The sequence below is a fragment of the Acidovorax sacchari genome (assembly GCF_042847045.1).
Classification (GTDB): domain Bacteria; phylum Pseudomonadota; class Gammaproteobacteria; order Burkholderiales; family Burkholderiaceae_C; genus Paracidovorax; species Paracidovorax sacchari.
In genome coordinates this window covers 452,912-475,620 of sequence record NZ_AP035783.1, presented here as the reverse complement: position 1 = coordinate 475,620, position 22,709 = coordinate 452,912, and the positions used below count along the sequence as shown (strand labels likewise).

Below are 22,709 nucleotides of genomic sequence, written 5' to 3'. Positions count from 1 at the left end.
GGAAGGACGGCATGATGGGCTTGAAGCATTGGATCGGCGCCGCCGCGGTCGCGGCCTTCTTGGGCGTGGGCGCTTTCGTCTTCCTGGGCGCGGGACGCTCCCAGGCCCCGGAATCCACTTTCGTGCTGCTCGACGGCAGCCGCCAGACCACTGCGGACCTCCGCGGGAAGGTCACCCTCGTGAATTTCTGGGCCACCAGCTGCACCACCTGCGTGGCCGAGATGCCGCAGATCGTGTCCACCTACGGCAAGTACCGCGAGCGCGGCTTCGAGACGCTGGCCGTGGCCATGAGCTACGACCCGCCGAGCTACGTGGTGAACTTCGCCCAGACCCGCCAGCTGCCTTTCAAGATCGCCATCGACAACACCGGCTCGGTCGCCAAGGCCTGGGGCGACGTGCAGCTCACCCCCTCGACCTTCATCGTGAACAAGCGCGGCGAGATCGTGAAGAGCTACGTGGGGGCGCCGGACTTCGCGGAACTCCACCAGCTGATCGAGCGGCTCCTGGCAGAAACCTGAACGACGCCGCCCCGGCCCATCCCGGGGCGCGGATGCCGTGGCAGACCGCCATGCCCTGGCAGGCGGAACGTGATGCCCCGCGCGGCGTGGGCTCCGGGCCGGCAGCAGGGCCGTCAGGGCATGCCGTTACACTGTTTCCCACTGCCACCCTCCCGACGCTTCCCGTGGACCAGCCCTCCATCGCGCTCCTCACGCCCTCCCAGCCTGCCGAGATGGAGCCCGTGCGCGCCATCTTCCAGGAATATGGCGACAGCCTGGGTATCGACCTGCAGTTCCAGGGTTTCGATGCCGAGCTGGCAGACCTGCCCGGCGACTATGCCCCGCCGCGCGGGCAGATCCTGCTGGCCGAGGTGGACGGCGCGATCGCGGGGTGCTGCGCCCTCCGGCCGCTGGACACCGCCGACTACCCGAACGCGGCCGAAATGAAACGCCTGTACGTGCGCAAGGCGTTCCGCGGATTCGGCCTCGGACGGCAATTGGCGGAGGCCATGCTGGACGTGGCCCGCCAGGCGGGATACGCCAGCGTGCTCCTGGACACGCTGGACGGCATGGAGTCCGCACGGGCACTCTACGCGGATCTGGGCTTCGAGGAAATCCCGCCCTACTACCACAACCCCATCGCCGGCTCGCACTACCTCAAGGTCGATATCGACTGAGAGTGCCCTCCCCGGACAGTGCCTGGAGCGGTTCTGCCGAGGAGTGCGTGAGCTGTTCTCAGCCGCGGGCCTGGGCCAGCAGCGTGTCGGCGTCGCTCACTTCGAACTTGCCCGGCGCTTCGATGTTCAGCGAAGCCACCTTGCCGTCCTTGACCAGCATGGAATAGCGGTTGCTGCGCAGGCCCAGGCCCTTGCCGTTGAGGTCGAGCGTCAGGCCGGTGGCCTTGGCGAAGGCGGCGTCGCCGTCGGCCAGCATGCGCACCTTGCCGTCGGTCTTCTGGTCGCGCGCCCAGGCGCCCATGACGAAGGCATCGTTGACGCTCAGGCACCAGATTTCGTCCACGCCGGCTGCCTTGAAGGCCTCGGCCTGCTCGAGGTAACCCGGCACGTGCTTGGCGGAGCAGGTCGGCGTGAAAGCGCCCGGCACGGCGAACAGCGCGATCGTCTTGCCGGCCGAGGCCTTCGCGACGTCCACGGGGTTGGGGCCGATGCTGCAGCCTCCGCCCTCGACTTCCGAGTACTCCATCAGCGTCACGGCGGGCAGCGCTTCTCCGATCTTGATCATGCTTTCTTCTCCAGTTGGGTAGGTGGTGGATGGGCCAGCCGGTGCGCCGCGGACGCAGGCACCGGCGCCGGAAATAAAAAAACGGCCCACGATTGTGGGCCGTTTTTGGAGGGCGTGCCGCCTGGAGGGTGGAGAACCACTCAGACCAGGGCAGCCTTCTGGACCAGGCGGGTGGCAACCCAGTTCTTGGTCTTGGAGAGCGGGCGGCTTTCCGTGATCTCGATCGTGTCGCCCAGCTTGTACTCGCTGTTCTCGTCGTGCGCGTGGTACTTGCTCGACTTGATCACGATCTTGTCGTAGATCGGGTGCTTAACGCGGCGCTCGACGAGCACCGTCACGGTCTTTTCACGCTTGTCGCTGACCACCTTGCCAACCAAGGTGCGCTTGAGGGATTTTTTAGCTTCCGTCATGTCGGCTCCTTACTTGGCGGCTTGCTTTTCAGCAAGGATGGTCTTGGCGCGGGCGATGTCGCGGCGCGTGGTGCGCAGCGTGCCCGTGTTGCCCAGTTGTTGCGTGGCCTTCTGCATGCGCAGGCCGAAATGGGCCTTCTGCAGCGACTTGATCTCGGCCTCCAGGCCGGCGACGTCCTTCTGGCGCAGTTCAGCAGCTTTCGTCATTTGTCGATTCTCCTGATCAGGCGCCGATCTGGCGGCTCACGAACGTGGTGCGCAACGGCAGCTTGGCGGCAGCCAGGCGGAACGCTTCGCGTGCCAGCTCTTCAGGAACGCCGACGATTTCGAAGACGATCTTGCCGGGCTGGATCTCGGCCACGTAGTACTCGGGGTTGCCCTTGCCGTTACCCATCCGCACTTCTGCGGGCTTGGTGGAAATCGGCTTGTCGGGGAACACACGGATCCAGATGCGGCCGCCACGCTTCACGTGACGGGAGATCGCACGGCGTGCGGCCTCGATCTGGCGGGCCGTCAGGCGGCCACGGTCCGTGCACTTCAGGCCGAAGTCACCGAACGCCACCGAGTTGCCCCGGGTAGCGACGCCGGTGTTACGGCCCTTCTGCTCTTTGCGGTATTTGCGACGAGCGGGTTGCAGCATCGTTATTCTCCTTTGCCGTCCGCTGCTGTAGCGGGCGCGTCAACCTTGCGAACGCGCTTAACGGCGGTTGCGTCGGTGCCACCGGCACCAGCGGGCTTGTCGCTGCCGTCGGCCGGAGCGGCATTGCCACCCATGGGACGACGGGGACCACGGCCTGCACCGGCACGGTCGCCACCAGGGCGGCCATCGCGACGGGGACCGCGGGGGCGGCGCTCTTCTTCCGGACGGGGCGTCTCGGCCACCGGCAGGTCGTTGCGGCCCAGCGTGTCGCCCTTGTAGACCCACACCTTCACGCCGATCACACCGTAGGTGGTCTTGGCTTCGGAGGTGCCGTAGTCGATGTCGGCGCGCAGGGTGTGCAGCGGCACACGGCCTTCGCGGTACCACTCGGTACGGGCGATTTCGATGCCGTTCAGGCGGCCGGCGGACATGATCTTGATGCCCTGGGCGCCCAGGCGCATCGCGTTCTGCATCGCGCGCTTCATGGCGCGGCGGAACATGATGCGCTTTTCGAGCTGCTGGGTGATCGAGTCGGCGATCAGCTTGGCATCGATTTCGGGCTTGCGCACTTCCTCGATGTTCACTGCGACCGGCACGCCCAGGCGGGAGGCGAGTTCCTTCTTCAGGTTCTCGATGTCCTCACCCTTCTTGCCGATCACCACGCCGGGGCGTGCCGAATAGATCGTGATGCGGGCGTTCTTGGCAGGACGCTCGATCAGGATGCGCGACACGGCGGCGTTCTTCAGCTTGGCCTTCAGGTATTCGCGCACCTTGATGTCTTCGGCCAGCATGCCGGCGAAGTCACGGTTGCTCGCGTACCAGCGGCTGGCCCAGTTGCGGCTCACGGCCAGGCGGAAGCCGGTAGGATGGATTTTCTGTCCCATATTCTTCCTTTGGCCTCAGTTGCCGACCGTCACGTAAACGTGGCAGGTGGGCTTGCTGATGCGGTTGCCGCGGCCTTTGGCGCGGGCCGTGAAGCGCTTGAGCGTCGTGCCTTGTTCGACGTAGATGGTCTTGACCTTCAGTTCGTCGATGTCGGCGCCGTCGTTGTGCTCGGCGTTGGCGATGGCGGACTCCAGAACCTTCTTGACGATGCCGGCAGCTTTTTTCTGCGTGAACGTCAGGATGTTCAGGGCCTGGTCAACCTTCTTGCCGCGGATCAGATCAGCGACCAGACGGCCCTTGTCGACCGACAGACGGACGCCCCGAAGGACTGCACGTGTTTCAGACATGGTCGTTCCTTACTTCTTGACTTTTTTGTCAGCGGGGTGACCCTTGAAGGTGCGCGTCAGGGCGAATTCGCCCAGCTTGTGGCCCACCATCTGGTCGGTGACATAGACCGGCACGTGTTGCTTGCCGTTGTGCACGGCGATGGTCAGGCCGATGAACTCGGGCAGAACCATGGAGCGACGCGACCAGGTCTTGACTGGTTTCTTGTCCTTGGTGGCGACGGCCTTCTCGACCTTGGCCAGCAAGTGGTGGTCAACAAACGGACCCTTTTTGAGAGAGCGAGTCATTTGTTATCCCTTACTTCTTGCGGCGCGACACGATCATGACCTGTGTGCGCTTGTTGTTGCGGGTGCGATAACCCTTGGTCAGATTGCCCCAAGGATCGACAGCATGGCGGCCTTCGCCGGTGCGGCCTTCGCCACCACCGTGAGGGTGATCCACCGGGTTCATGGCCACACCGCGGACGGTCGGGCGAATACCCATCCAGCGCTTCACACCGGCCTTGCCCAGTTGGCGCAGGCTGTGTTCTTCGTTGGCGACTTCACCGATGGTGGCGCGGCACTCGATGTGGATCTTGCGCACTTCGCCGGAGCGCATGCGCACCTGGGCGTAGGCGCTTTCGCGGGCCAGCAGCGTGGCGGACGTGCCGGCGGAACGGGCGATCTGGGCACCTGCACCGGGCTTGAGCTCGATGCAGTGGATCGTCGAACCCACGGGGATGTTGCGGATCGGCAGCGTGTTGCCCACGCGGATCGGGGCTTCGGAGCCGCTCACGATGGTGGCGCCGACTTCCAGATTGCGGGGAGCGATGATGTAACGGCGCTCGCCGTCGGCGTAGCACACCAGAGCGATGTGGGCCGTACGGTTCGGGTCGTACTCGATGCGCTCGACCTTGGCCGGGATCCCGTCCTTGTTGCGCTTGAAGTCCACCACACGGTAGTGGTGCTTGTGGCCACCGCCCTTGTGGCGGGTGGTGATGTGACCGTTGTTGTTGCGGCCGGACTTCTGGTGCTGGGGTTCCAGCAGCGCAGCGAAAGCCTCGCCCTTGTACAGGTGGTCACGCGTCACCTTCACCACGGCACGTTGGCCGGGCGAGGTGGGTTTCATCTTGATGACTGCCATTTAAGCGGCCTCCCCGGACAGGTTCAGCTCTTGACCTTCCTTCAGCGTCACATAGGCCTTGCGCACGTTGTCGCGGCGGCCGATGGTCTTGCCAAAGCGCTTGGTCTTGCCTTTGGTGTTCACCACAGAAACGCCCTTGACCTCGACCTTGAACATCAATTCCACGGCGGCCTTGATTTCGGGCTTGGTTGCGTTCTGCAGCACCTTGAACGTCACAGCATTGGACTTCTCGGCAACCATGGTGGCCTTTTCGGACACGATGGGAGCGACCAGAACCTGCATCAGACGGCCTTCGTCAAACTTGGGCGTGCTCATGCGAACATCTCCTTGAGTTTGTCGATAGCGCCCTTGGTGACGAGCACTTTCTTGTAATGCACCAGCGACACCGGATCTGCATAACGCGGTTCGACGACGAACACGTTCTTCAGGTTGCGGGAAGCGAGGTACAGGTTTTCGTCCACTTCATCGGCGATCACCATCACCGATTGCAGGTTCATGGCCTTGAACTTGTCGGCCAGCACCTTGGTCTTGGGCGTTTCCACCTTCAGCGAGTCCACCACGGCCAGACGGCCTTCGCGGGCCAGCTGCGACAGGATGGACGCCATGCCGGCGCGGTACATCTTCTTGTTGATCTTCTGCGTGAAGTTTTCTTCAGGCAGGTTCGGGAAGATGCGACCGCCCCCACGCCACAGCGGCGAGGAGGTCATACCGGCACGTGCGTTGCCGGTGCCCTTTTGCTTGAAGGGCTTCTTGGTCGAGTGGCGAACCTGTTCGCGGTCCTTCTGCGCGCGGGTACCCTGGCGGGCGTTGGCGCGGTAGGCCACGACGATCTGATGGATCAGGTCTTCGTTGTACTGGCGATCGAACACGGTTTCGGGCACGTCGATCTTGGACGCGGCCTGGCCTTGGTCATTCAGGAGTTCGAGCTGCATTAGTTCGCTCCTTGGGAAGCTTTGGCCTTGACGGCGGGACGCACGGTCACGAAGCCACCCTTGGAGCCCGGAATGGCGCCCTTGATCAGGAGAAGCTGGCGTGCCTCGTCGACGCGGATGACGTCGAGGTTCTGCGTGGTGGTGGTGGCGTCGCCGAGGTGGCCCGTCATGCGCTTGCCGGGGAACACGCGGCCGGGATCCTGCGCCATGCCGATCGAGCCGGGCACGTTGTGCGAGCGGCTGTTACCGTGCGATGCGCGTTGCGAGGCCATGTTGTGGCGCTTGATCGTGCCCGCGTAGCCCTTACCGATCGAGGTGCCTTGCACATCGACCTTCTGGCCCACGGAGAACACGTCCGCCACGGGCACTGCAGCGCCGGTGGCGTACTTGCCAGCGGTTTCTGCGGTCACGCGGAATTCACGGATGATTTCACCGGCTTCCACACCTGCCTTGGCAAGGTGGCCGGCTTCGGGCTTGGTCACGCGAGATGCCTTGCGCGAACCGAACGTGACCTGCAGGGCCACGTAGCCATCGTTCTCTTGGGTTTTGACCTGGGTCACGCGGTTGTTGGACACATCCACCACCGTGACGGGCACTGCGTCCCCGTCATCGGTGAACAGACGCATCATGCCCACCTTGCGGCCCAGCAACCCGAGGGAGTTGCTCAGACTCATTGGTTGTTCTCCAAAGCTTCCGCCGCCCCGACTTCAATTGGCCAGGACGTTTGCACGACGGGCGCAGGCCTCGACGGCTTGGCACCAATGTGCGCGAAAGAAGGTTGATAAAACTCCGCAGCCCTGCGCCCTCAATTCGAGGACGCAAAAATGCGAAGCCTCAAAGTATAACGCGGACTGCCTTTGCAGGCAAGTCCGCGTTGGAAGCACGGCACGCTCCAGCCGGAGCATGCCGCACGAATGGCCACAGTGGGGGGATTACTGCAGCTTGATCTCGACGTCCACGCCAGCCGGCAGGTCGAGCTTCATCAGAGCGTCAACCGTCTTGTCGGTGGGATCGACGATATCCATCAGGCGCTGGTGCGTGCGGATTTCGAACTGGTCGCGCGACGTCTTGTTGACGTGCGGCGAACGCAGGATGTCGAAACGCTTCATGCGCGTCGGCAGGGGCACGGGGCCCTTGACGATGGCGCCGGTGCGCTTGGCGGTATCGACGATCTCGGCGGCGGACTGGTCGATCAGCTTGTAATCGAAAGCCTTCAGGCGGATGCGGATCTTTTGCTTGGACATGGCAGATTCCTTATTGCTCGAATTTAAGCAATGATCTTGGCCACGACGCCGGCGCCGACCGTACGGCCGCCTTCGCGGATGGCGAAGCGCAGGCCTTCTTCCATGGCGATGGGGTTGATCAGCTTGACGGTGATCGACACGTTGTCGCCGGGCATGACCATTTCCTTGTCGGCCGGCAGCTCGATGGCGCCGGTCACGTCGGTCGTGCGGAAGTAGAACTGCGGACGGTAGTTGTTGAAGAAGGGCGTGTGGCGGCCGCCTTCGTCCTTCGACAGCACGTACACCTCAGCCGTGAAGTGGGTGTGCGGCTTGATGGAGCCGGGCTTGCACAGCACCTGGCCGCGCTCGACGTCTTCGCGCTTCGTGCCGCGCAGCAGCAGACCGACGTTGTCGCCGGCCTGGCCCTGGTCCAGCAGCTTGCGGAACATTTCCACGCCCGTGCAGGTGGTCTTCTGCGTGTCGCGGATGCCCACGATTTCGATTTCTTCGCCGACCTTGATGATGCCGCGCTCGACACGACCCGTCACCACGGTACCGCGACCGGAGATGGAGAACACGTCTTCCACGGGCATCAGGAAGGCACCGTCCACGGCGCGCTCGGGCGTCGGGATGTAGGTGTCCAGGGCTTCGGCCAGCTTGTCGATGGCTTGCTCGCCCAGCGGGCCCTTGTCGCCTTCGAGGGCCAGCTTGGCCGAGCCGCGCACGATGGGGGTGTCGTCGCCGGGGAAGTCGTACTTGTCGAGGAGTTCGCGCACTTCCATTTCGACGAGCTCGAGCAGCTCTTCGTCATCCACCATGTCGCACTTGTTCAGGAACACGATGATGTAGGGCACGCCCACCTGGCGGGCCAGCAGGATGTGCTCGCGCGTCTGGGGCATCGGGCCGTCGGCGGCCGAGCACACCAGGATGGCGCCGTCCATCTGGGCGGCACCGGTGATCATGTTCTTGACGTAGTCGGCGTGGCCGGGGCAGTCCACGTGGGCGTAGTGGCGGTTGGCCGTCTCGTATTCCACGTGTGCGGTGTTGATGGTGATGCCGCGGGCCTTTTCTTCGGGCGCTGCGTCGATTTCGTCGTACTTCTTGGCTTCGCCGCCGAACTTGGCGGACAGCACCGTGGCGATCGCTGCCGTCAGCGTCGTCTTGCCATGGTCCACGTGGCCGATCGTGCCCACGTTCACGTGGGGCTTGGTACGTTCGAACTTACCTTTTGCCATTTCTCAACTCCAGAATAAAGAGCAATGCCCGTGTGTTGGTTTTACGTCTGCACCGCATTGCCGAATCCTTCGCCACGGGCAACGAAGGGCATGCGATCGCAGACAGAAATTGATTCCCTAGTGCCACCCCGACCTTCCTGTTCGAAAGGCCGCGGAGCAGGCCATGCCAGCAGCACGCGCGGGACCGGCTTTGCCGGACCGCTGCGTGCGCCCCCTTGAGGGGGAGGCGCCGCAGGCGACACAGGGGTGGGACTTTACTTCGCGCGGGCGGCCATGATGGCCTCGGACACGTTGCGCGGAGCTTCGCTGTAGTGCTTGAACTCCATCGTGTACGTGGCACGGCCTTGCGTCGCGGAGCGCAGCGCGGTCGAGTAGCCGAACATTTCCGACAGGGGCACTTCGGCCTTGATGGCCTTGCCGCCGCCGACCATGTCATCCATGCCCTGCACCATGCCGCGGCGGGACGAGAGGTCGCCCATCACGGTACCGGCGTAGTCTTCGGGCGTCTCCACTTCCACGGCCATCATGGGTTCCAGAATGACCGGACCGGCCTTCTTGCAACCTTCCTTGAAGCCGAAGATGGCAGCCATCTTGAACGCCAGTTCGTTCGAGTCCACGTCGTGGTACGAACCGAAGTGCAGCGTGACCTTCACGTCCACCACCGGATAACCGGCCAGCACGCCCTGGGTCACGGCTTCGTTGATGCCCTTTTCCACGGCCGGGATGAATTCACGGGGAACCACACCGCCCTTGATGGCGTCGACGAACTCGATGCCCTTGCCGGCTTCGTTCGGCTCGATCTTGAGCACGACGTGGCCGTACTGGCCCTTGCCGCCGGACTGGCGCACGAACTTGCCTTCGGCCTCTTCCACCGTCTTGCGAATGGTTTCGCGGTAGGCCACCTGCGGCTTGCCCACGTTGGCTTCCACGCCGAACTCGCGCTTCATGCGGTCCACGATGATTTCGAGGTGGAGCTCGCCCATGCCCGAGATGATGGTCTGGCCGGATTCCTCGTCGGTCTTCACGCGGAAGGACGGATCTTCGGCGGCCAGGCGCTGCAGCGCGATGCCCATCTTTTCCTGGTCGGTCTTGGTCTTGGGTTCCACGGCCTGCGCGATCACGGGCTCGGGGAACACCATGCGCTCCAGCGTCACGATGGCTTCGGGATCGCACAGGGTTTCACCCGTGGTCACGTCCTTCAGGCCCACGCAGGCAGCGATGTCGCCGGCGCGGATTTCTTCCACTTCCAGGCGTTCGTTCGCGTGCATCTGCACGATACGGCCGATACGTTCCTTCTTGCCCTTGACGGGGTTGTAGACGCTGTCGCCCTTGGAGAGCACACCCGAATACACGCGCACGAAGGTCAGCTGGCCCACGAACGGGTCGGTCATCAGCTTGAATGCCAGGGCCGAGAACTTCTCGCCGTCATCCGCCTTGCGGGTGGTTTCGGCTTCGTCCTCGTCCGTGCCGGCCACGGGAGGAATGTCCACGGGCGAAGGCAGGTAGTCGATCACGGCGTCCAGCATGCGCTGCACACCCTTGTTCTTGAACGCCGTGCCGCACAGCATGGGCTGGATCTCGGTGGCGATCGTGCGCGTGCGCAGGCCGAGCTTGATCTCTTCCTCGGAGAGGTCACCCTCTTCCAGGTACTTGTTCATCAGCTCTTCGGACGCTTCGGCAGCGGCCTCGACCATCTTCTCGCGCCACTCCTTGGCGGACTCCGCCAGGTCGGCCGGGATGTCTTCGTAGTTGAACTTCATGCCCTGGGACGCTTCGTCCCAGATGATGGCCTTCATCTTGAGCAGATCGACCACGCCGGTGAAGTTTTCCTCGGCGCCGATCGGGATCACCACGGGCACGGGGTTCGCCTTCAGGCGCAGGCGCATCTGGTCATAGACCTTGAAGAAGTTGGCGCCGGTACGGTCCATCTTGTTGACGAACGCGAGGCGGGGCACCTTGTACTTGTTGGCCTGGCGCCACACCGTTTCCGACTGCGGCTGCACGCCACCCACGGCGCAATAGACCATGCAGGCACCGTCGAGCACGCGCATGGAACGCTCCACCTCGATGGTGAAGTCCACGTGGCCGGGGGTGTCGATGATGTTGAAGCGGTGCTCGGGATAGGACATGTCCATGCCCTTCCAGAAGCAGGTCGTGGCGGCGGACGTGATCGTGATGCCGCGCTCCTGCTCCTGCTCCATCCAGTCCATGGTCGCAGCGCCGTCGTGCACTTCGCCGATCTTGTGGTTCACACCCGTGTAGAACAGGATACGTTCAGTCGTCGTGGTCTTGCCAGCGTCGATGTGGGCCGAGATACCGATGTTGCGGTAGCGCTCGATGGGAGTCTTGCGTGCCATGATGGTCTTTCGTTAACAGCCAAAGAGCCCGCCCGCCGGTGGGGCGGATCGGGCTCCAGGCCTTCGAGATGAAGGGATGGGCTTAGAAGCGGAAGTGGCTGAACGCCTTGTTGGCTTCCGCCATGCGGTGCACTTCGTCACGGCGCTTCATCGCGCCGCCACGGCCTTCCGTGGCTTCCAGCAGCTCGTTGGCCAGGCGCTGGGCCATGGACTTCTCGCCGCGCTTGCGTGCGGCTTCCTTGAGCCAGCGCATCGACAGGGCCAGGCGGCGCACGGGACGCACTTCGACCGGCACCTGGTAGTTGGCACCACCAACACGGCGGGACTTCACTTCCACCATGGGCTTCACGTTGTTGATGGCAACGGTGAACGCTTCCAGGGGATCCTTGTCGGGGTGCTTCTTCTGGATGAGTTCCAGGGCACCATAGATGATGCGCTCTGCAACTGCCTTCTTGCCGCCTTCCATGATCACGTTCATGAATTTGGACAGCTCGACATTGCCGAACTTCGGGTCCGGCAGGATTTCACGTTTGGGGACTTCGCGACGACGTGGCATTTCTGACCTCTATCTTTGCTTCAGTTGGCGCCCTTCCAGGCACCGCGAGAGCCATTCAGGACTCCCACTTACTCGACCCACGCAGAACACCTGCGTTCGGGGCCACTACGCTGCTTCGCCGCGCCACGCGGGAACAGCACCGAAAATTCTTCGAAACGCAGGGCTTACTTGGCCTTGGGCTTCTTGGCACCGTACTTGGAACGGGCCTGCTTGCGGTCCTTGACACCTTGCAGGTCAAGCGAGCCGCGCACGATGTGGTAACGCACACCGGGCAGATCCTTCACACGGCCGCCGCGAACCAGCACCACGCTGTGTTCCTGCAGGTTGTGGCCTTCGCCGCCGATGTAGGAGATGACTTCGAAGCCGTTGGTCAGGCGCACCTTGGCGACCTTCCGCAGAGCGGAGTTCGGCTTCTTGGGCGTCGTGGTGTACACACGGGTGCACACGCCACGGCGCTGGGGAGAGTTTTGCATCGCGGGGCTCTTGGACTTGGTCGTTTCGACCTCGCGCCCCTGACGAATGAGCTGGTTGATGGTTGGCATGAATCGTCCCTAAACGTGAAAACTTCGCCCGGCGGATTCGGATCGAGCGAAGACGTGATTCCCTTCGGAAATTCCGAAAAGCCTTCTAATGTATCAGTTTGCCCGGGGCGAGGCAAGGACCGGCGCCGCCAGCCTCCCGCCACGCGCAGCGCGCATCACTTGATCCAGAGCCGGATGGCATCCCAGGCACGCCCGAAGATGCCCGCCTGCTCGACGGTCTCGAGTGCCACCAGGGGCACCTCGGCGATCTGCTGGTCGCCCAGCGAGACCTTGAGCGTGCCGATGGACTGCCCCTTGGTCAGCGGAGCGACCAGCGGGTCCTGGCGGACGATCTGAGTGGAGATCTTGCCGGCCGAGCCCGACGGCACCGTGACGACGATGGGGTCGGGGCGTCCGATCTTGACGGTGTTCTGCGTGCCCTTCCAGAGCGCCGGGGTGGCGGCCGGCTGGCCACCATCGAACAGCTTGACGGCGTCGTAGGCGGTGTAGCCCCAGTTCAGGAGCTTCTGGCTCTCGTTGGCGCGCGCGTTCTCGCTCGCGGTGCCCAGCACGATGGACAGCAGGCGGCGCTGGCCGACGTTGGGGAAATCACGCCTGGACGTGGCCACGAGGCAATAGCCGGCCGCCGCCGTGTGCCCGGTCTTGAGGCCGTCCACCGTCGGGTCGCGGAACAGCAGCGAATTGCGGTTGGTGCCGTTGGAAGGCGGGGTGCCCGGATAGGCATAGTGCTTGGTGGAGTAATAGTGCATGTACTCCGGGAAGTCCTTCATGAGCCGCGTCGCGAGAATGCTCAGGTCGCGCGCCGTGGTCGTGTGGCCGGGCTCCGTGAGGCCTTCGGGGTTCTTGTAGGCCGTGTTCTTCATGCCCAGGGCCTTGGCCTGGTCATTCATGAGCTTGACGAAATTCTCGGCCGAGCCGCCCACCCCCTCGGCCAGGGCCATGGAGGCATCGTTGCCCGACTGAATGATCATGCCCTTCAGCAGGTCATCCACCGGCACCTGCATCTTGGGGTCGATGAACATGCGCGAGCCGGGCATCTTCCACGCCAGCACGCTCACCGGCAGCGTCTGCTCCAGGGTGATCTTCTTGGAACGCAGCGCATCGAACACCAGGTAGGCGGTCATGAGCTTGGTCAGCGACGCCTGCTCCACGGGGGCATCGATGTCCTTGGCGGCCAACACCTGCCCGGATGTCACGTCCAGCAGCAGGTAGTTGCGCGCGGCGATCTCGGGCGGCTGGGGAGCCTGCACCTGCGCCCAGAGCGCGGCAGGCGCGAGCGCGGCGGCCATGGCGAAAGAGCGCAGCAGGGGCAGGAAGGACTTCATGGAGGCATGCATTCGAAACGGTCCGGGAAGAAAGGAAGCGGGAGAGAAAAAAGAAGGAAAAGCGGAGGCGGGCAGGCAGCCGGCGGCCTGCGCCTCAGGCCTGGGAAGTCAGGTGCCGCATGACCAGGCTCTTGAGCAGCGGCAATTGTCCGTGAAAGAAATGCCCGCCGCCGGGCACGACTGTCACAGGGAGTGTCTGCGGGCGCGCCCAGTCCATTACGGCGGCGAGGGGCACGGTGTCGTCCTGCTCGCCGTGTACGACCAGCGTGCGACCATGGGCCTCGGCCGGCACCGGCGCGACGGTGAAACGGCTGGCGGCCGTCCCCACGAGCACGGCACGCTCGATGTCGCGCGCGCCCCAGAGCCGCTCCAGGGCATGGCTGGTGACGAAAGCGCCGAAGGAGAACCCCGCCAGTGCGAGTGCTCCGCCGGGCGCCGCCTGGTCGATGACCGCGAGCAGGTCGTCCAGTTCTCCGCGCCCTTCATCGTGGGTGCCGGCGCTGCCGCCGACGCCCCGGAAATTGAAGCGCACGGCCGTCCACCCACAGGCGACGAAGGCCCGGGCGAGGGTCTGCACGACCTTGTTGTCCATGGTGCCGCCGAAGAGCGGATGGGGGTGGGCGATCACGGCCACGCCATGCGGGGCACCACCCGCGGCCGCGGCAGCCGGGTCGCGCAGCGCCTCGATGGCGCCGGCCGTGCCGGAGAAAGTCAGGCGTTCAGTCTGGGCGTTCACTTGTCTGCAGTATGGAAATGGCCCCGTGCCGCCCTCCAAAAAAAAAGGGCAGCCCGCGGTCCGAAATGCGGGAAGGCCGGGGTCTGAGCCCGGATCAGCGTCCGAGTTCCGGCGGGGTGAGCAGGCGCTCGACCACCTGCCCGTTCTTGAGGTGGGACTCGACGATCTCGTCGATATCGCTGGTGTCCACGTAGGTGTACCAGGTGCCCTCGGGATAGACGACCGCGACGGGCCCGCCCGCGCAGCGGTCCAGGCAGCCTGCCTTGTTCACGCGCACCTGGCCGGGACCGGCGAGCTTTTCGGCCTTGACGCGCGCCTTGCAGTGGTCGAACGCCTCCTTCGCGCCGTGGTGGGCACAGCTGTCCTCGCCGTTGGTGCGGTCGTTGAGGCAGAAGAAAATGTGGCGGGCGTAGTAGCCGCGGGACGGGGAAGTGTCTTCGGTCATCCCCGGATTCTAGGAGGCGGGGGCCGCGCGCACCTCCGGCGCCGGGCGGCTGGCGACCTGCAGCACCACGTACACCAGCGTTGCATAGGGCCAGAGCCAGCCGAGCCACTGGCCCAGGCCATAGAAGCGGATGAAGCGCCCCTGCTCCCAGGCCAGGAGCGTTTCCGCGAAGTAGGCGCTGGTCGGCGCCTGGTTGAGCAGGTTCAGGTGCCAGACCAGCACGAGCAGCAACAGCACCCCGGCGGCGCGGCGCGGCAAAGTCACGAGCAGCAGCGCCGCCACCAGGCCCGCGACGATGCCTACGCGCGTGGGCAGGCCCAGCCACTCCCAGGCGTGGGCCGGGCCATAGCTGAGCGCGGCGGAAAGCGCGGTTACCGCCACACCGGCGGCGACCATGCCGCAGGCATAGGCCACGCGGCGCCCGACGTTGCGGATCACGCAATAGCCCAGCAGGCAGGGAACGAGCAACCCGAGCAGCACCGCGAGCAGTTCCGCCCCGGGCATCAGGGGCTCCAGCGGAGTGTCGCGCACGGGCAGCCATTCGAGGAAGGGGGTGTCGGCCAGCGTTTCAGCCAGTGCGGCCTCCAGGCGCTCCCACATCTGGCCGAGTCCGAACGGCACGGCCGCAGGGAACAGCAGTGCGGCCGGCCAGAGCGCGATGAGCACCAGGGCGCCGCTTGCGTCCGGCACGAACCACCGCGCGCGGAACCGGCTCCAGCGGGCGATGGCCCCCAGCCGCTCCAGCAATGCGGCCACGAGCGCCCCCAGCAGGGTGCCGGCCGTGTTGAGCAACAGGTCCATGTTGGACGGCACCCGCCGCGGCAGGTAGATCTGCAGCAACTCCATGAGCATGGACAGCATGCCGCCGGACAGCACGGCCACCGCCACGGCCGCCCGGGGCCAGCCCGTGCGCAGCAGCGCCAGGGCCAGCAGGAAGCCCAGCGGCGCATAGCCCGCGACATTGATGTTGACGTCGAACCAGGTCCAGTACGGCGGTGGCACCCGGGCCGTGAGGAAGACCAGCGGCGAGATGCCCTGCTCGCGCCAGCCCTCGAAGGGAAACAGGCTCGCGAAGACGATGAGCGCGATGTAGGTCAGCGCGAGCGGCCAGGCGGATGTCTTGTGCACGGCGGCGCGCGCCCGTTTCAGAACGGTTTGACGACGACCAGCACCACCGCGGCGACCAGCAGGAGCACCGGCACCTCGTTGAACCAGCGGTACCAGCGGTGCCCGTGGCTGTTGCGCCCGGCGGCGAACTTGCGCAGCAGCACGCCGCAGGCATGGTGGTAGCCCACGGCCAGCACCACCACGGTGAGCTTGGCATGCATCCAGCCATTGCCGGGTCCGCGGCCGATGCCGTAGCCCAGGTAGAGCCACAGGCCCAGGGCCAGCGCGGGCACCGCCAGCAGGGTGGTGAAACGCAGCAGCTTGCGCGCCATGAGCAGCAGGCGCTCGCGCTCGGCGGTGGACTCCGGCGGCACCATGGCGAGGTTCACGAAGATGCGGGGCAGGTAGAACAGGCCCGCGAACCAGCTGGCCACGAAGACGATATGGAAGGCTTTGACCCAGAGCATGGGCCGCAGTGTACGTGCCGCCGGGCGCCCGCCGGGTGGCACGCCCTCCCGAAACGGGAGCACAATTTCGGGATGCATCTCTCCAGCCCCCCGCCCTTTCCCCAGCACCGCCCTCGCCGGCTGCGGCGCGACGCATTCACCCGCAACCTGGTGCGCGAGCACCGGCTGTCCGCGCACGACTTCATCTACCCGGTGTTCGTGCACGAAGGCACGAACCACCGGCAGGCCATTGCGTCGATGCCCGGCGTGGACCGGCTGAGCCTGGACCTGCTGCTGCCCGTGGCGGAAGACTGCGTGCGCCTGGGCATCCCGGTGCTGGCGCTGTTCCCGTCCATCGAGCCATCGCTGAAAGCGCCGGATGGCAAGGAAGCGCTCAACCCCGAGGGGCTGATCCCCCGGGTGGTGCGGGCGCTCAAGAAGGAATTCCCCGACCTGGGCGTGCTCACCGACGTGGCGCTCGACCCCTACACCAGCCATGGACAGGATGGCGTGCTGGACGAGACCGGCTACATCTTGAACGACGAGACGGTGGAAATCCTCGTCGGACAGGTGCTCACGCATGCCGAGGCGGGGGTGGACATCGTGGCGCCCAGCGACATGATGGACGGCCGCATCGGCGCCATCCGCGAGGCGCTGGAGGCCCAGGGCCACATCCACACCCGCATCATGGCCTACAGTGCCAAGTACGCGAGCGCCTTCTATGGCCCGTTCCGCGATGCCGTGGGCACGCGCGGGGCGCTCGGCAAGGCCGACAAGAACGTCTACCAGATGGACCCGGGCAACACCGACGAGGCGCTGCGCGAGGTGGCCCTGGACATCGCCGAGGGCGCGGACATGGTCATGGTCAAGCCCGGCATGCCGTACCTGGACGTGGTGCGCCGCGTGAAGGACGAGTTCCGCGTGCCGACCTTCGCCTACCAGGTGAGCGGCGAATACGCCATGCTGAAGGCCGCCGCGGCCAACGGCTGGCTCGACCACGATGCCGTGATGATGGAATCCCTGCTCGCGTTCAAGCGCGCCGGGGCGGACGGCATCCTGACGTATTTCGCCCGCGACGCCGCGCGCCTGCTTTCCCGATAGGAGCGCCATGGCACCCCATTCCGGATGCCGGGAGCACGCCCCGTGACGCTGGACGCTTCCGGAGCGATCCGCGTATTCCACATCGGACCGCAGGGGGCGAAAGAGCTGGATGCGATCCCGCAGCGCATTCCCCCACAGGGCTTCGTGTGGATCGCATGCACTCGCGCCGTCTTCGGCGAGCGGCTGCCGGCGCTGCAGGCGGCGCTGCAGTCCCTGGCGGGCCTGCAACTCGTCGATCTGCATGTATCCGACCTGCTGAACGCCCAACTGCCGTCGCACTACGACTACACGTCCCAGTACGACGTCATGGTGTTCCGGCGGCTGAGCGCCACGCAATGCGATACGACGGAAGTGCCCAGCCTGACGGGGCTGGCCCCGCCCCGGCGCGCCGGGCCTCCCGTGCTGCGTCGCATCGACACCAGCCCCGTGGGGTTCGCGGTCTTCGACCAGGTGCTGCTGTCGGTGCACCCGGGCGATTGCACCGTGCGCGACGCATTCGCCGCCCGCCTGCTCACGGCAACGCAGCCTGCACCCGCGGCCGAGGGCGGCCCGGCCTCGGAAACGCAGGCCCGGGACATGCGCACCGGACCCGTGCCGGGCTCGCGCCTGCCGACCAGCCCGGCGGACCTGATGCTCCGCGTGGTGAACCTGATCGTGGACAACTACCTGGACCTGCGCCGCGAACTCTCCCGCCAGTTGGACCACTGGCAGGCCGAACTGCTCAAGCCGCGCGGGCGCTTCGCCAACTGGAGCGCTCTGCTCGATGCACGGCTCACGCTGCACCAGCTCGACGAGATCTGCGAGGACCAGCGGGCTGCCGTGCAGGACTGGGTGGACACGCTCGAGACCTGGGCACTGCCCGAGAACATCGCCGCGCTGCGCGAACTGGAACTGCTCAAGGTGCGCAGCCGCGACGTGCTGGAACACATCGAGCGGGTGGTGCACCACGTGCGCCGGCTGGAACAGAGCACCGAAACCGCGGTGCAGATGCATTTCAGCGTTCAGAGCAACCGCACCAACGACATCATGCGCACGCTCACCGCCCTCACCGCCGTGTTCCTGCCGCTCAACCTGATCGCCGGCATCTTCGGCATGAATTTCGAGTTCATTCCGCTGATCCACAAGCAGGACGGCTTCTGGTGGGCCATGGCCACGATGACGGTGATCGCCATCGCCCTGGTGGCGCTGTTCTGGCGCAAGCGCTATCTCGCCCGTACCGGCCAGCATTGACCGCCAGCACAGTCCCATGCCGTCACCCACGCCGCTGCCCATCGTGATCGCCAGGACCGGTGGCACGTTCCCGGCGCTGCGGGAGCACCTGGGCGACTTCGAGGACTGGGTGCAGGCCGGGCTGGCCGGCACCGCGGCACCCGTGCTCACCATCGATGCGGCGCAGGGCGACGGCATGCCCGAACCCGATGCCGTCGCCGGCGTGGTGGTGACCGGGTCGCATGCCATGGTCACGGACCGGGCGCCCTGGAGCGAAGCACTGGGCGGCTGGCTCGCCCGCGCCGTGGCGGCGCAGACGCCCGTGCTGGGCATCTGCTATGGCCACCAATTGCTCGCGCACGCACTGGGCGGTGAGGTGGAGGACCATCCGGAAGGATGGGAGATCGGTACCGTGGAGGTTCGCACGGCGCCGGATGCCACGTGCGGCGACGCACTTTTCGCCGCGCTGCCCGGCGCTTTCGGCGCCCAGGTGGTGCACCGGCAATCGGTGAGGCGCCTGCCTGCCGGGGCGGTGCGGCTCGCGGGCAATGCATTCGAACCGCACCAGGCCTTCCGGGTCGGCCCCTGCGCGTGGGGGGTGCAGTTCCATCCCGAATTCGCGCCGGATGCGATGCGCGGCTACATCGACATGCTGGCTGCCGACCTGCGCCACACCAGCCACGACCCCGAAGCATTGCGCGGGCACGTCTGCGCGACACCGGTGGCGGCCGCGCTGCTGGGCCGTTTCGCCCGGTTCTGCCTGGACCGCCGGACAGCCTGACGCCACTCCCGGGCTCCTCCAGCCATCGGCCGGAGGAGGCGCCCCCCTTCCATCCCTGGGCCCACCGACGGGGCTGCGCCGCAATCAAAGACTTGACATTATTTGACCAGTCAATTAATGTTGCGGCATGCATTCAACCCACGACGCCAAGCCTTCCGTGAATCCCGAGCTGATAGAGCAGAGCATCGGCTACCAGATGCGCCGCATCGTCAACCTGATGGGCAGCGAGGTGGACCGCCGGGTGGAACCGCTGGGGTTGACCGATGCGCAATGGCGGCCCCTGCTGCGCATCTTCCTGGCGTCGGGCCAGGAAAGCACGGTCGCCGCCCTGGCTCGCGTCTGCCAGCTGGATGCCGGCGGCATGACGCGGCTGCTGGACCGGCTGGAGACCAAGGGCCTGTGCCGCCGCGAACGCTCGCAGGAAGACCGCCGCGTGGTCAACCTCGCGCTGACCGAAGAAGGCCACGCCGCCGCCGCCCAGTTGCCTGAATTGCTGCAGGACCTCCAGCGCACCGCCCTGCACGGCTTCAGCGATGCGGAAGCCGCCGCATTTCGCCGTTACCTGGCCCGCATTTACGAGAACCTCACCACGCGGCTGGCGCCGCCGCCCGACGGCCGGTAAGCCTTCCCCCCTTTCCCGAGAGCACGACACAACATGAAAAACCTTCTGGCTCCTTCCTCCTCCGCAGCCGCCGCGCCGCAAGCCCAACCGGCCAGCGACACCGCAGGGCCCCGCTGGCAGGCGGTGGCGCTCTATGTCGGCACCCTCGCCTTCGCGCTGCTGGGGCTGACGGCCTGCGCAGACATGTCCGGCATCGCGCCCCAGGCCCGGATGCGCGATGCGGCCTCCCTGGGCCTGGCCGCACAGGCGCAGGGCACGGCGGATGCCGCGCGGGCCTTCGCCGACCCGGCCGTGGCCTCCGACTGGTGGCGCGGCTTCGGCAATGCGCAGCTGGATGCGCTCATCGACCAGGCCCTGTCCCAGAGCCCCAACCTGAAGCTCGCAGAGGCGCGCATCGCCCGGGCGCAGGCCTTCACGGAGGCCACGCGCGCCGCAGACCGCCCGCAGGTCAATGGCAGCCTGGACGCCACCCGGCAGCGCTACAGCGCCAATTCCATCTATCCGCCTCCGCTGGGCGGAAGCACGGAAAACAGCGCCACGGGCCGCCTCACGGGCAACTGGGAGCTGGACTTCTTCGGCAAGAACCGCGCGGCCATCGACGCCGCAGTGGGCAGCGCCAATGCAGCCATCGCCGACGCGCAGGCCGCGCGGGTGCTGCTGGCGTCCAACGTGGCGCGGCAGTATGTGGAACTCGCACGGGTGCAGGCCCAGCTCGGCGTGGCGCAGCGCACCCTGGAGCAGCGCACCCAGACGCTGTCGCTGGTGCGTGACCGCGTGGCGGCCGGCCTGGACACGCGGCTGGAAGAACGCCAGAGCGAAGGCAGCCTGCCCGAGGCGCGTCAGCAGATCGAGGCGCTGCGCGAGCAGGCGGCCATGGCGCGCAATGCACTGGACGCACTGGTGGGGCAGCCCGGAGCCGCGCAGGCCCTGGTGCCGCCGCCGCTGTCGTCCCTGCATGCCATCGCCCTGCCCGCCGCGCTGCCCGCGGACCTGCTGGGCCGGCGTGCGGACATCGCCGCTGCGCGCTGGCGCGTGGAAGCCGCCACGCAGGACGTGGCCGTGGCGAAGGCGCAGTTCTATCCCAACGTGAGCCTCACGGCTTTCGTGGGCCTGGCCTCGCTGGGGCTGGACAACTTCGTCAAGGGCGGCAGTCGCGAATGGGGCGTGGGCCCGGCCATCCGGCTGCCGATCTTCGAGGCGGGCCGGCTGCGCGCCAACCTGCGCGGCAAGGCCGCCGACGTGGATGCCGCGGTCGAGAGCTACAACGCCACCCTGCTGGATGCGCTGCATGAGGCGGCGGACCAGATCGCCTCGGCACGCTCCATCGACCAGCAGGCCGCCGAGCAGCGTGAAGCGCAGGCATCTGCCGAGAGCGCCTACGCCATCGCCCAGCAGCGCTACCAAGCCGGCCTGGGCAACTACCTGAACGTGCTCACCGCCGAAACCAGCGTGCTGCAGCAGCGCCGGCAGGCCGTGGATCTCGCGGCCCGCCGCCTGGACAACCAGGCACGCCTGGCGCGGGCACTGGGCGGCGGCTATGCCTCGCAGGCTCCCGTCCTGGCAGCGGGCCCGCAGGCGCCCGCCGCATCCGGCACCGCTCACTGACCTTCCTGCCTCCTTCCATCCGCTTCCTCTCCGAACCCTTGCCGCGCGGACGATGGCCGTCCCGCGGGGAGACATCACCATGAACGCACCCCAGAACGCTTCCGCACCCTCCAACGCCCCGGCCACCGCGCAGGACGCCAAGGCCCGCCGCCGCAAGACCCTCGTGGCCCTCGCCGCCGTGGTCGTCGTGGCCGGCGCGGGGTGGGGCCTGTACGACTGGCTCGTCCTGAGCCACTACGAGAGCACCGACAACGCCTACGTGCAGGGCAACGTCATCCAGATCACGCCGCAGACGGGCGGCACGGTGATGTCCATCATGGCCGACGATACCGACTTCGTGAAGGCCGGCGCACCACTGGTGCAGCTGGACCCGGCCGATGCCCGCGTGGCGCTTGCCCAGGCCGAGGCGGGCCTGGCCCAGGCCGTGCGGCAGGCGCGCACGGTGTACGTGAACAACGGTTCGCTGAATGCGCAGATCACGCTGCGCCAGGCCGAGGTGGCCAAGGCGCGGTCGGACGTGGCGCGCGCCCAGGAAGACCTGAAGCGCCGGCAATCCCTCTCGGGCAATGGCGCGGTCTCCAAGGAGGAGCTGCAGCACGCGCAAAACCAGGTGGACGCGGCCCGCTCGGCCCTGGCCGCCGCGCAGGCCGGCGTCGAAGCCGCACGTGAACAGCTGACCAGCAACCAGTCGCTCACCCAGGGCGTGCCTGTGCAGGAGAACCCCAACGTGCTCGCTGCTGCGGCGAAGGTGCGCGAAGCCTATCTCGCCGAGCGCCGCACGGCCCTGCCCGCCCCGGTGGACGGCTATGTCGCCAAGCGCACGGTGCAGCTCGGCCAGCGCGTGGCGCCCGGTGCGCCGCTCATGACCATCGTGCCGCTCAGCCACGTGTGGGTGGACGCGAACTTCAAGGAAAACCAGCTGCGCAACCTGCGCCTTGGCCAGTCCGCCACGCTCACGGCCGATCTCTACGGCAGCAAGGTGGAGTACACGGGCAAGGTCGTCGGGCTGGGCGTGGGCACGGGCGCGGCGTTCGCGCTGCTGCCCGCGCAGAACGCCACCGGCAACTGGATCAAGGTGGTGCAGCGCGTGCCCGTGCGCATCGCCCTGGATGCCGAGCAGCTCAAGGACCATCCTCTGCGCGTGGGCCTGTCCATGGACGTGACGGTGAACACCCAGGACCGCGCAGGCGCGCTGCTGGCGGACGCGCCGCGTGCCGAGGCGGTGGCGCAGACGGCCGTGTATGCCGGCCTCGACAAGGGGGCCGACGAAGAAGTGGCCCGCATCATCGCAGCCAATGCAGGGCCGGCCACCCGCGCCGGCAGCCGGACGCAGGCCCACTGACCGC

29 protein-coding genes are annotated in these 22,709 nt (G+C 66.4%); 8 read left to right on the top strand and 21 right to left on the bottom strand.

What is annotated here, in order from left to right; all coding sequences use genetic code 11:
* Window positions 1-14: 14 nt before the first annotated feature.
* A complete protein-coding gene (locus ACGHC0_RS02195; RefSeq protein ID WP_415268379.1) occupies window positions 15-518 on the top strand; it encodes a peroxiredoxin family protein in 504 nt (167 codons plus the stop codon).
* 164 nt (window positions 519-682) lie between these two features.
* Entirely contained in the window at window positions 683-1,174 is a 492-nt protein-coding gene (locus ACGHC0_RS02190) for a GNAT family N-acetyltransferase (protein ID WP_368353811.1), read from the top strand.
* 58 nt (window positions 1,175-1,232) lie between these two features.
* Here the strand turns inward: ACGHC0_RS02190 and ACGHC0_RS02185 are convergent, their stop codons facing one another.
* The 21 genes from ACGHC0_RS02185 to ACGHC0_RS02085 all read right to left on the bottom strand — a co-directional run bounded on the left by ACGHC0_RS02185 (window position 1,233) and on the right by ACGHC0_RS02085 (window position 16,066).
* A complete protein-coding gene (locus ACGHC0_RS02185) occupies window positions 1,233-1,739 on the bottom strand; it encodes a peroxiredoxin (protein ID WP_415267321.1) in 507 nt (168 codons plus the stop codon).
* A 140-nt stretch (window positions 1,740-1,879) separates the two neighbouring features.
* Window positions 1,880-2,149: a 30S ribosomal protein S17 gene (gene rpsQ / locus ACGHC0_RS02180; protein ID WP_011793531.1), complete on the bottom strand. Its 270-nt coding sequence runs from the start codon at window positions 2,147-2,149 to the stop codon at window positions 1,880-1,882.
* Between the two features lie 9 nt (window positions 2,150-2,158).
* Complete coding sequence (rpmC, locus tag ACGHC0_RS02175; RefSeq protein WP_011793530.1) at window positions 2,159-2,356, bottom strand: 50S ribosomal protein L29; 198 nt, start codon at window positions 2,354-2,356, stop codon at window positions 2,159-2,161.
* A gap of 16 nt (window positions 2,357-2,372) precedes the next feature.
* Window positions 2,373-2,789: a 50S ribosomal protein L16 gene (gene rplP, locus ACGHC0_RS02170; protein WP_011793529.1), complete on the bottom strand. Its 417-nt coding sequence runs from the start codon at window positions 2,787-2,789 to the stop codon at window positions 2,373-2,375.
* Window positions 2,790-2,791: 2 nt separating this feature from the next.
* On the bottom strand, window positions 2,792-3,673 hold the full coding sequence (gene rpsC, locus ACGHC0_RS02165; protein ID WP_013592912.1) for a 30S ribosomal protein S3: 882 nt from the start codon (window positions 3,671-3,673) through the stop codon (window positions 2,792-2,794).
* Between the two features lie 15 nt (window positions 3,674-3,688).
* Window positions 3,689-4,021 carry a 50S ribosomal protein L22 gene (rplV, locus tag ACGHC0_RS02160; protein ID WP_005796970.1) on the bottom strand — a complete coding sequence of 111 codons (333 nt, stop codon included), beginning with the start codon at window positions 4,019-4,021 and terminating at the stop codon, window positions 3,689-3,691.
* 9 nt (window positions 4,022-4,030) lie between these two features.
* Window positions 4,031-4,306 carry a 30S ribosomal protein S19 gene (rpsS, locus tag ACGHC0_RS02155; RefSeq protein WP_011809046.1) on the bottom strand — a complete coding sequence of 92 codons (276 nt, stop codon included), beginning with the start codon at window positions 4,304-4,306 and terminating at the stop codon, window positions 4,031-4,033.
* 10 nt (window positions 4,307-4,316) lie between these two features.
* Window positions 4,317-5,141, bottom strand: coding sequence for a 50S ribosomal protein L2 (gene rplB, locus ACGHC0_RS02150; RefSeq protein WP_368353810.1), 825 nt, complete (start codon window positions 5,139-5,141; stop codon window positions 4,317-4,319).
* On the bottom strand, window positions 5,142-5,456 hold the full coding sequence (gene rplW / locus ACGHC0_RS02145; protein WP_368353809.1) for a 50S ribosomal protein L23: 315 nt from the start codon (window positions 5,454-5,456) through the stop codon (window positions 5,142-5,144).
* Window positions 5,453-6,073 (bottom strand): 50S ribosomal protein L4, encoded by a 621-nt coding sequence (rplD, locus tag ACGHC0_RS02140; RefSeq protein ID WP_013592910.1) that lies wholly within the window; start codon window positions 6,071-6,073, stop codon window positions 5,453-5,455. The genes rplW and rplD overlap by 4 nt, the downstream gene beginning before the upstream one ends.
* A complete protein-coding gene (rplC, locus tag ACGHC0_RS02135; protein ID WP_011793522.1) occupies window positions 6,073-6,747 on the bottom strand; it encodes a 50S ribosomal protein L3 in 675 nt (224 codons plus the stop codon). The genes rplD and rplC overlap by 1 nt, the downstream gene beginning before the upstream one ends.
* Before the next feature lie 258 nt (window positions 6,748-7,005).
* Window positions 7,006-7,317, bottom strand: a complete 312-nt coding sequence (gene rpsJ, locus ACGHC0_RS02130) for a 30S ribosomal protein S10 (protein WP_003059431.1) — start codon at window positions 7,315-7,317, stop codon at window positions 7,006-7,008.
* Between the two features lie 23 nt (window positions 7,318-7,340).
* On the bottom strand, window positions 7,341-8,531 hold the full coding sequence (gene tuf / locus ACGHC0_RS02125; RefSeq protein ID WP_011793521.1) for an elongation factor Tu: 1,191 nt from the start codon (window positions 8,529-8,531) through the stop codon (window positions 7,341-7,343).
* Between the two features lie 254 nt (window positions 8,532-8,785).
* Window positions 8,786-10,888, bottom strand: coding sequence for an elongation factor G (gene fusA / locus ACGHC0_RS02120; RefSeq protein ID WP_368353808.1), 2,103 nt, complete (start codon window positions 10,886-10,888; stop codon window positions 8,786-8,788).
* Between the two features lie 82 nt (window positions 10,889-10,970).
* The gene (rpsG, locus tag ACGHC0_RS02115; RefSeq protein WP_011793519.1) at window positions 10,971-11,444 is read right to left on the bottom strand and encodes a 30S ribosomal protein S7; all 474 of its coding nucleotides are present in this window, start codon (window positions 11,442-11,444) and stop codon (window positions 10,971-10,973) included.
* 164 nt (window positions 11,445-11,608) lie between these two features.
* Window positions 11,609-11,986 (bottom strand): 30S ribosomal protein S12, encoded by a 378-nt coding sequence (gene rpsL, locus ACGHC0_RS02110; RefSeq protein WP_026432380.1) that lies wholly within the window; start codon window positions 11,984-11,986, stop codon window positions 11,609-11,611.
* A gap of 155 nt (window positions 11,987-12,141) precedes the next feature.
* Window positions 12,142-13,311, bottom strand: a complete 1,170-nt coding sequence (locus ACGHC0_RS02105) for a D-alanyl-D-alanine carboxypeptidase family protein (RefSeq protein ID WP_415267320.1) — start codon at window positions 13,309-13,311, stop codon at window positions 12,142-12,144.
* A gap of 94 nt (window positions 13,312-13,405) precedes the next feature.
* Window positions 13,406-14,047, bottom strand: coding sequence for an alpha/beta hydrolase (locus tag ACGHC0_RS02100; protein ID WP_415267319.1), 642 nt, complete (start codon window positions 14,045-14,047; stop codon window positions 13,406-13,408).
* A gap of 94 nt (window positions 14,048-14,141) precedes the next feature.
* Entirely contained in the window at window positions 14,142-14,492 is a 351-nt protein-coding gene (locus tag ACGHC0_RS02095) for a (2Fe-2S) ferredoxin domain-containing protein (RefSeq protein ID WP_368353805.1), read from the bottom strand.
* Window positions 14,493-14,501: 9 nt separating this feature from the next.
* Window positions 14,502-15,620: a VanZ family protein gene (locus ACGHC0_RS02090; RefSeq protein ID WP_368353804.1), complete on the bottom strand. Its 1,119-nt coding sequence runs from the start codon at window positions 15,618-15,620 to the stop codon at window positions 14,502-14,504.
* A 17-nt stretch (window positions 15,621-15,637) separates the two neighbouring features.
* On the bottom strand, window positions 15,638-16,066 hold the full coding sequence (locus ACGHC0_RS02085) for a CopD family protein (RefSeq protein ID WP_415267318.1): 429 nt from the start codon (window positions 16,064-16,066) through the stop codon (window positions 15,638-15,640).
* A 72-nt stretch (window positions 16,067-16,138) separates the two neighbouring features.
* Between ACGHC0_RS02085 and hemB the strand changes: the two genes are divergently transcribed.
* From hemB to ACGHC0_RS02055, 6 genes are all read left to right on the top strand, one after another.
* Window positions 16,139-17,146: a porphobilinogen synthase gene (gene hemB / locus ACGHC0_RS02080; protein WP_368353802.1), complete on the top strand. Its 1,008-nt coding sequence runs from the start codon at window positions 16,139-16,141 to the stop codon at window positions 17,144-17,146.
* 24 nt (window positions 17,147-17,170) lie between these two features.
* Window positions 17,171-18,376, top strand: a complete 1,206-nt coding sequence (locus ACGHC0_RS02075; RefSeq protein ID WP_415267317.1) for a magnesium transporter CorA family protein — start codon at window positions 17,171-17,173, stop codon at window positions 18,374-18,376.
* Between the two features lie 16 nt (window positions 18,377-18,392).
* On the top strand, window positions 18,393-19,136 hold the full coding sequence (locus tag ACGHC0_RS02070; RefSeq protein ID WP_415267316.1) for a glutamine amidotransferase: 744 nt from the start codon (window positions 18,393-18,395) through the stop codon (window positions 19,134-19,136).
* Window positions 19,137-19,263: 127 nt separating this feature from the next.
* Window positions 19,264-19,758 (top strand): MarR family winged helix-turn-helix transcriptional regulator, encoded by a 495-nt coding sequence (locus ACGHC0_RS02065; protein ID WP_368353799.1) that lies wholly within the window; start codon window positions 19,264-19,266, stop codon window positions 19,756-19,758.
* A 33-nt stretch (window positions 19,759-19,791) separates the two neighbouring features.
* Window positions 19,792-21,363, top strand: coding sequence for an efflux transporter outer membrane subunit (locus tag ACGHC0_RS02060; RefSeq protein ID WP_415267315.1), 1,572 nt, complete (start codon window positions 19,792-19,794; stop codon window positions 21,361-21,363).
* A 79-nt stretch (window positions 21,364-21,442) separates the two neighbouring features.
* Window positions 21,443-22,705 carry an efflux RND transporter periplasmic adaptor subunit gene (locus ACGHC0_RS02055; protein ID WP_368353797.1) on the top strand — a complete coding sequence of 421 codons (1,263 nt, stop codon included), beginning with the start codon at window positions 21,443-21,445 and terminating at the stop codon, window positions 22,703-22,705.
* Window positions 22,706-22,709: the final 4 nt, after the last annotated feature.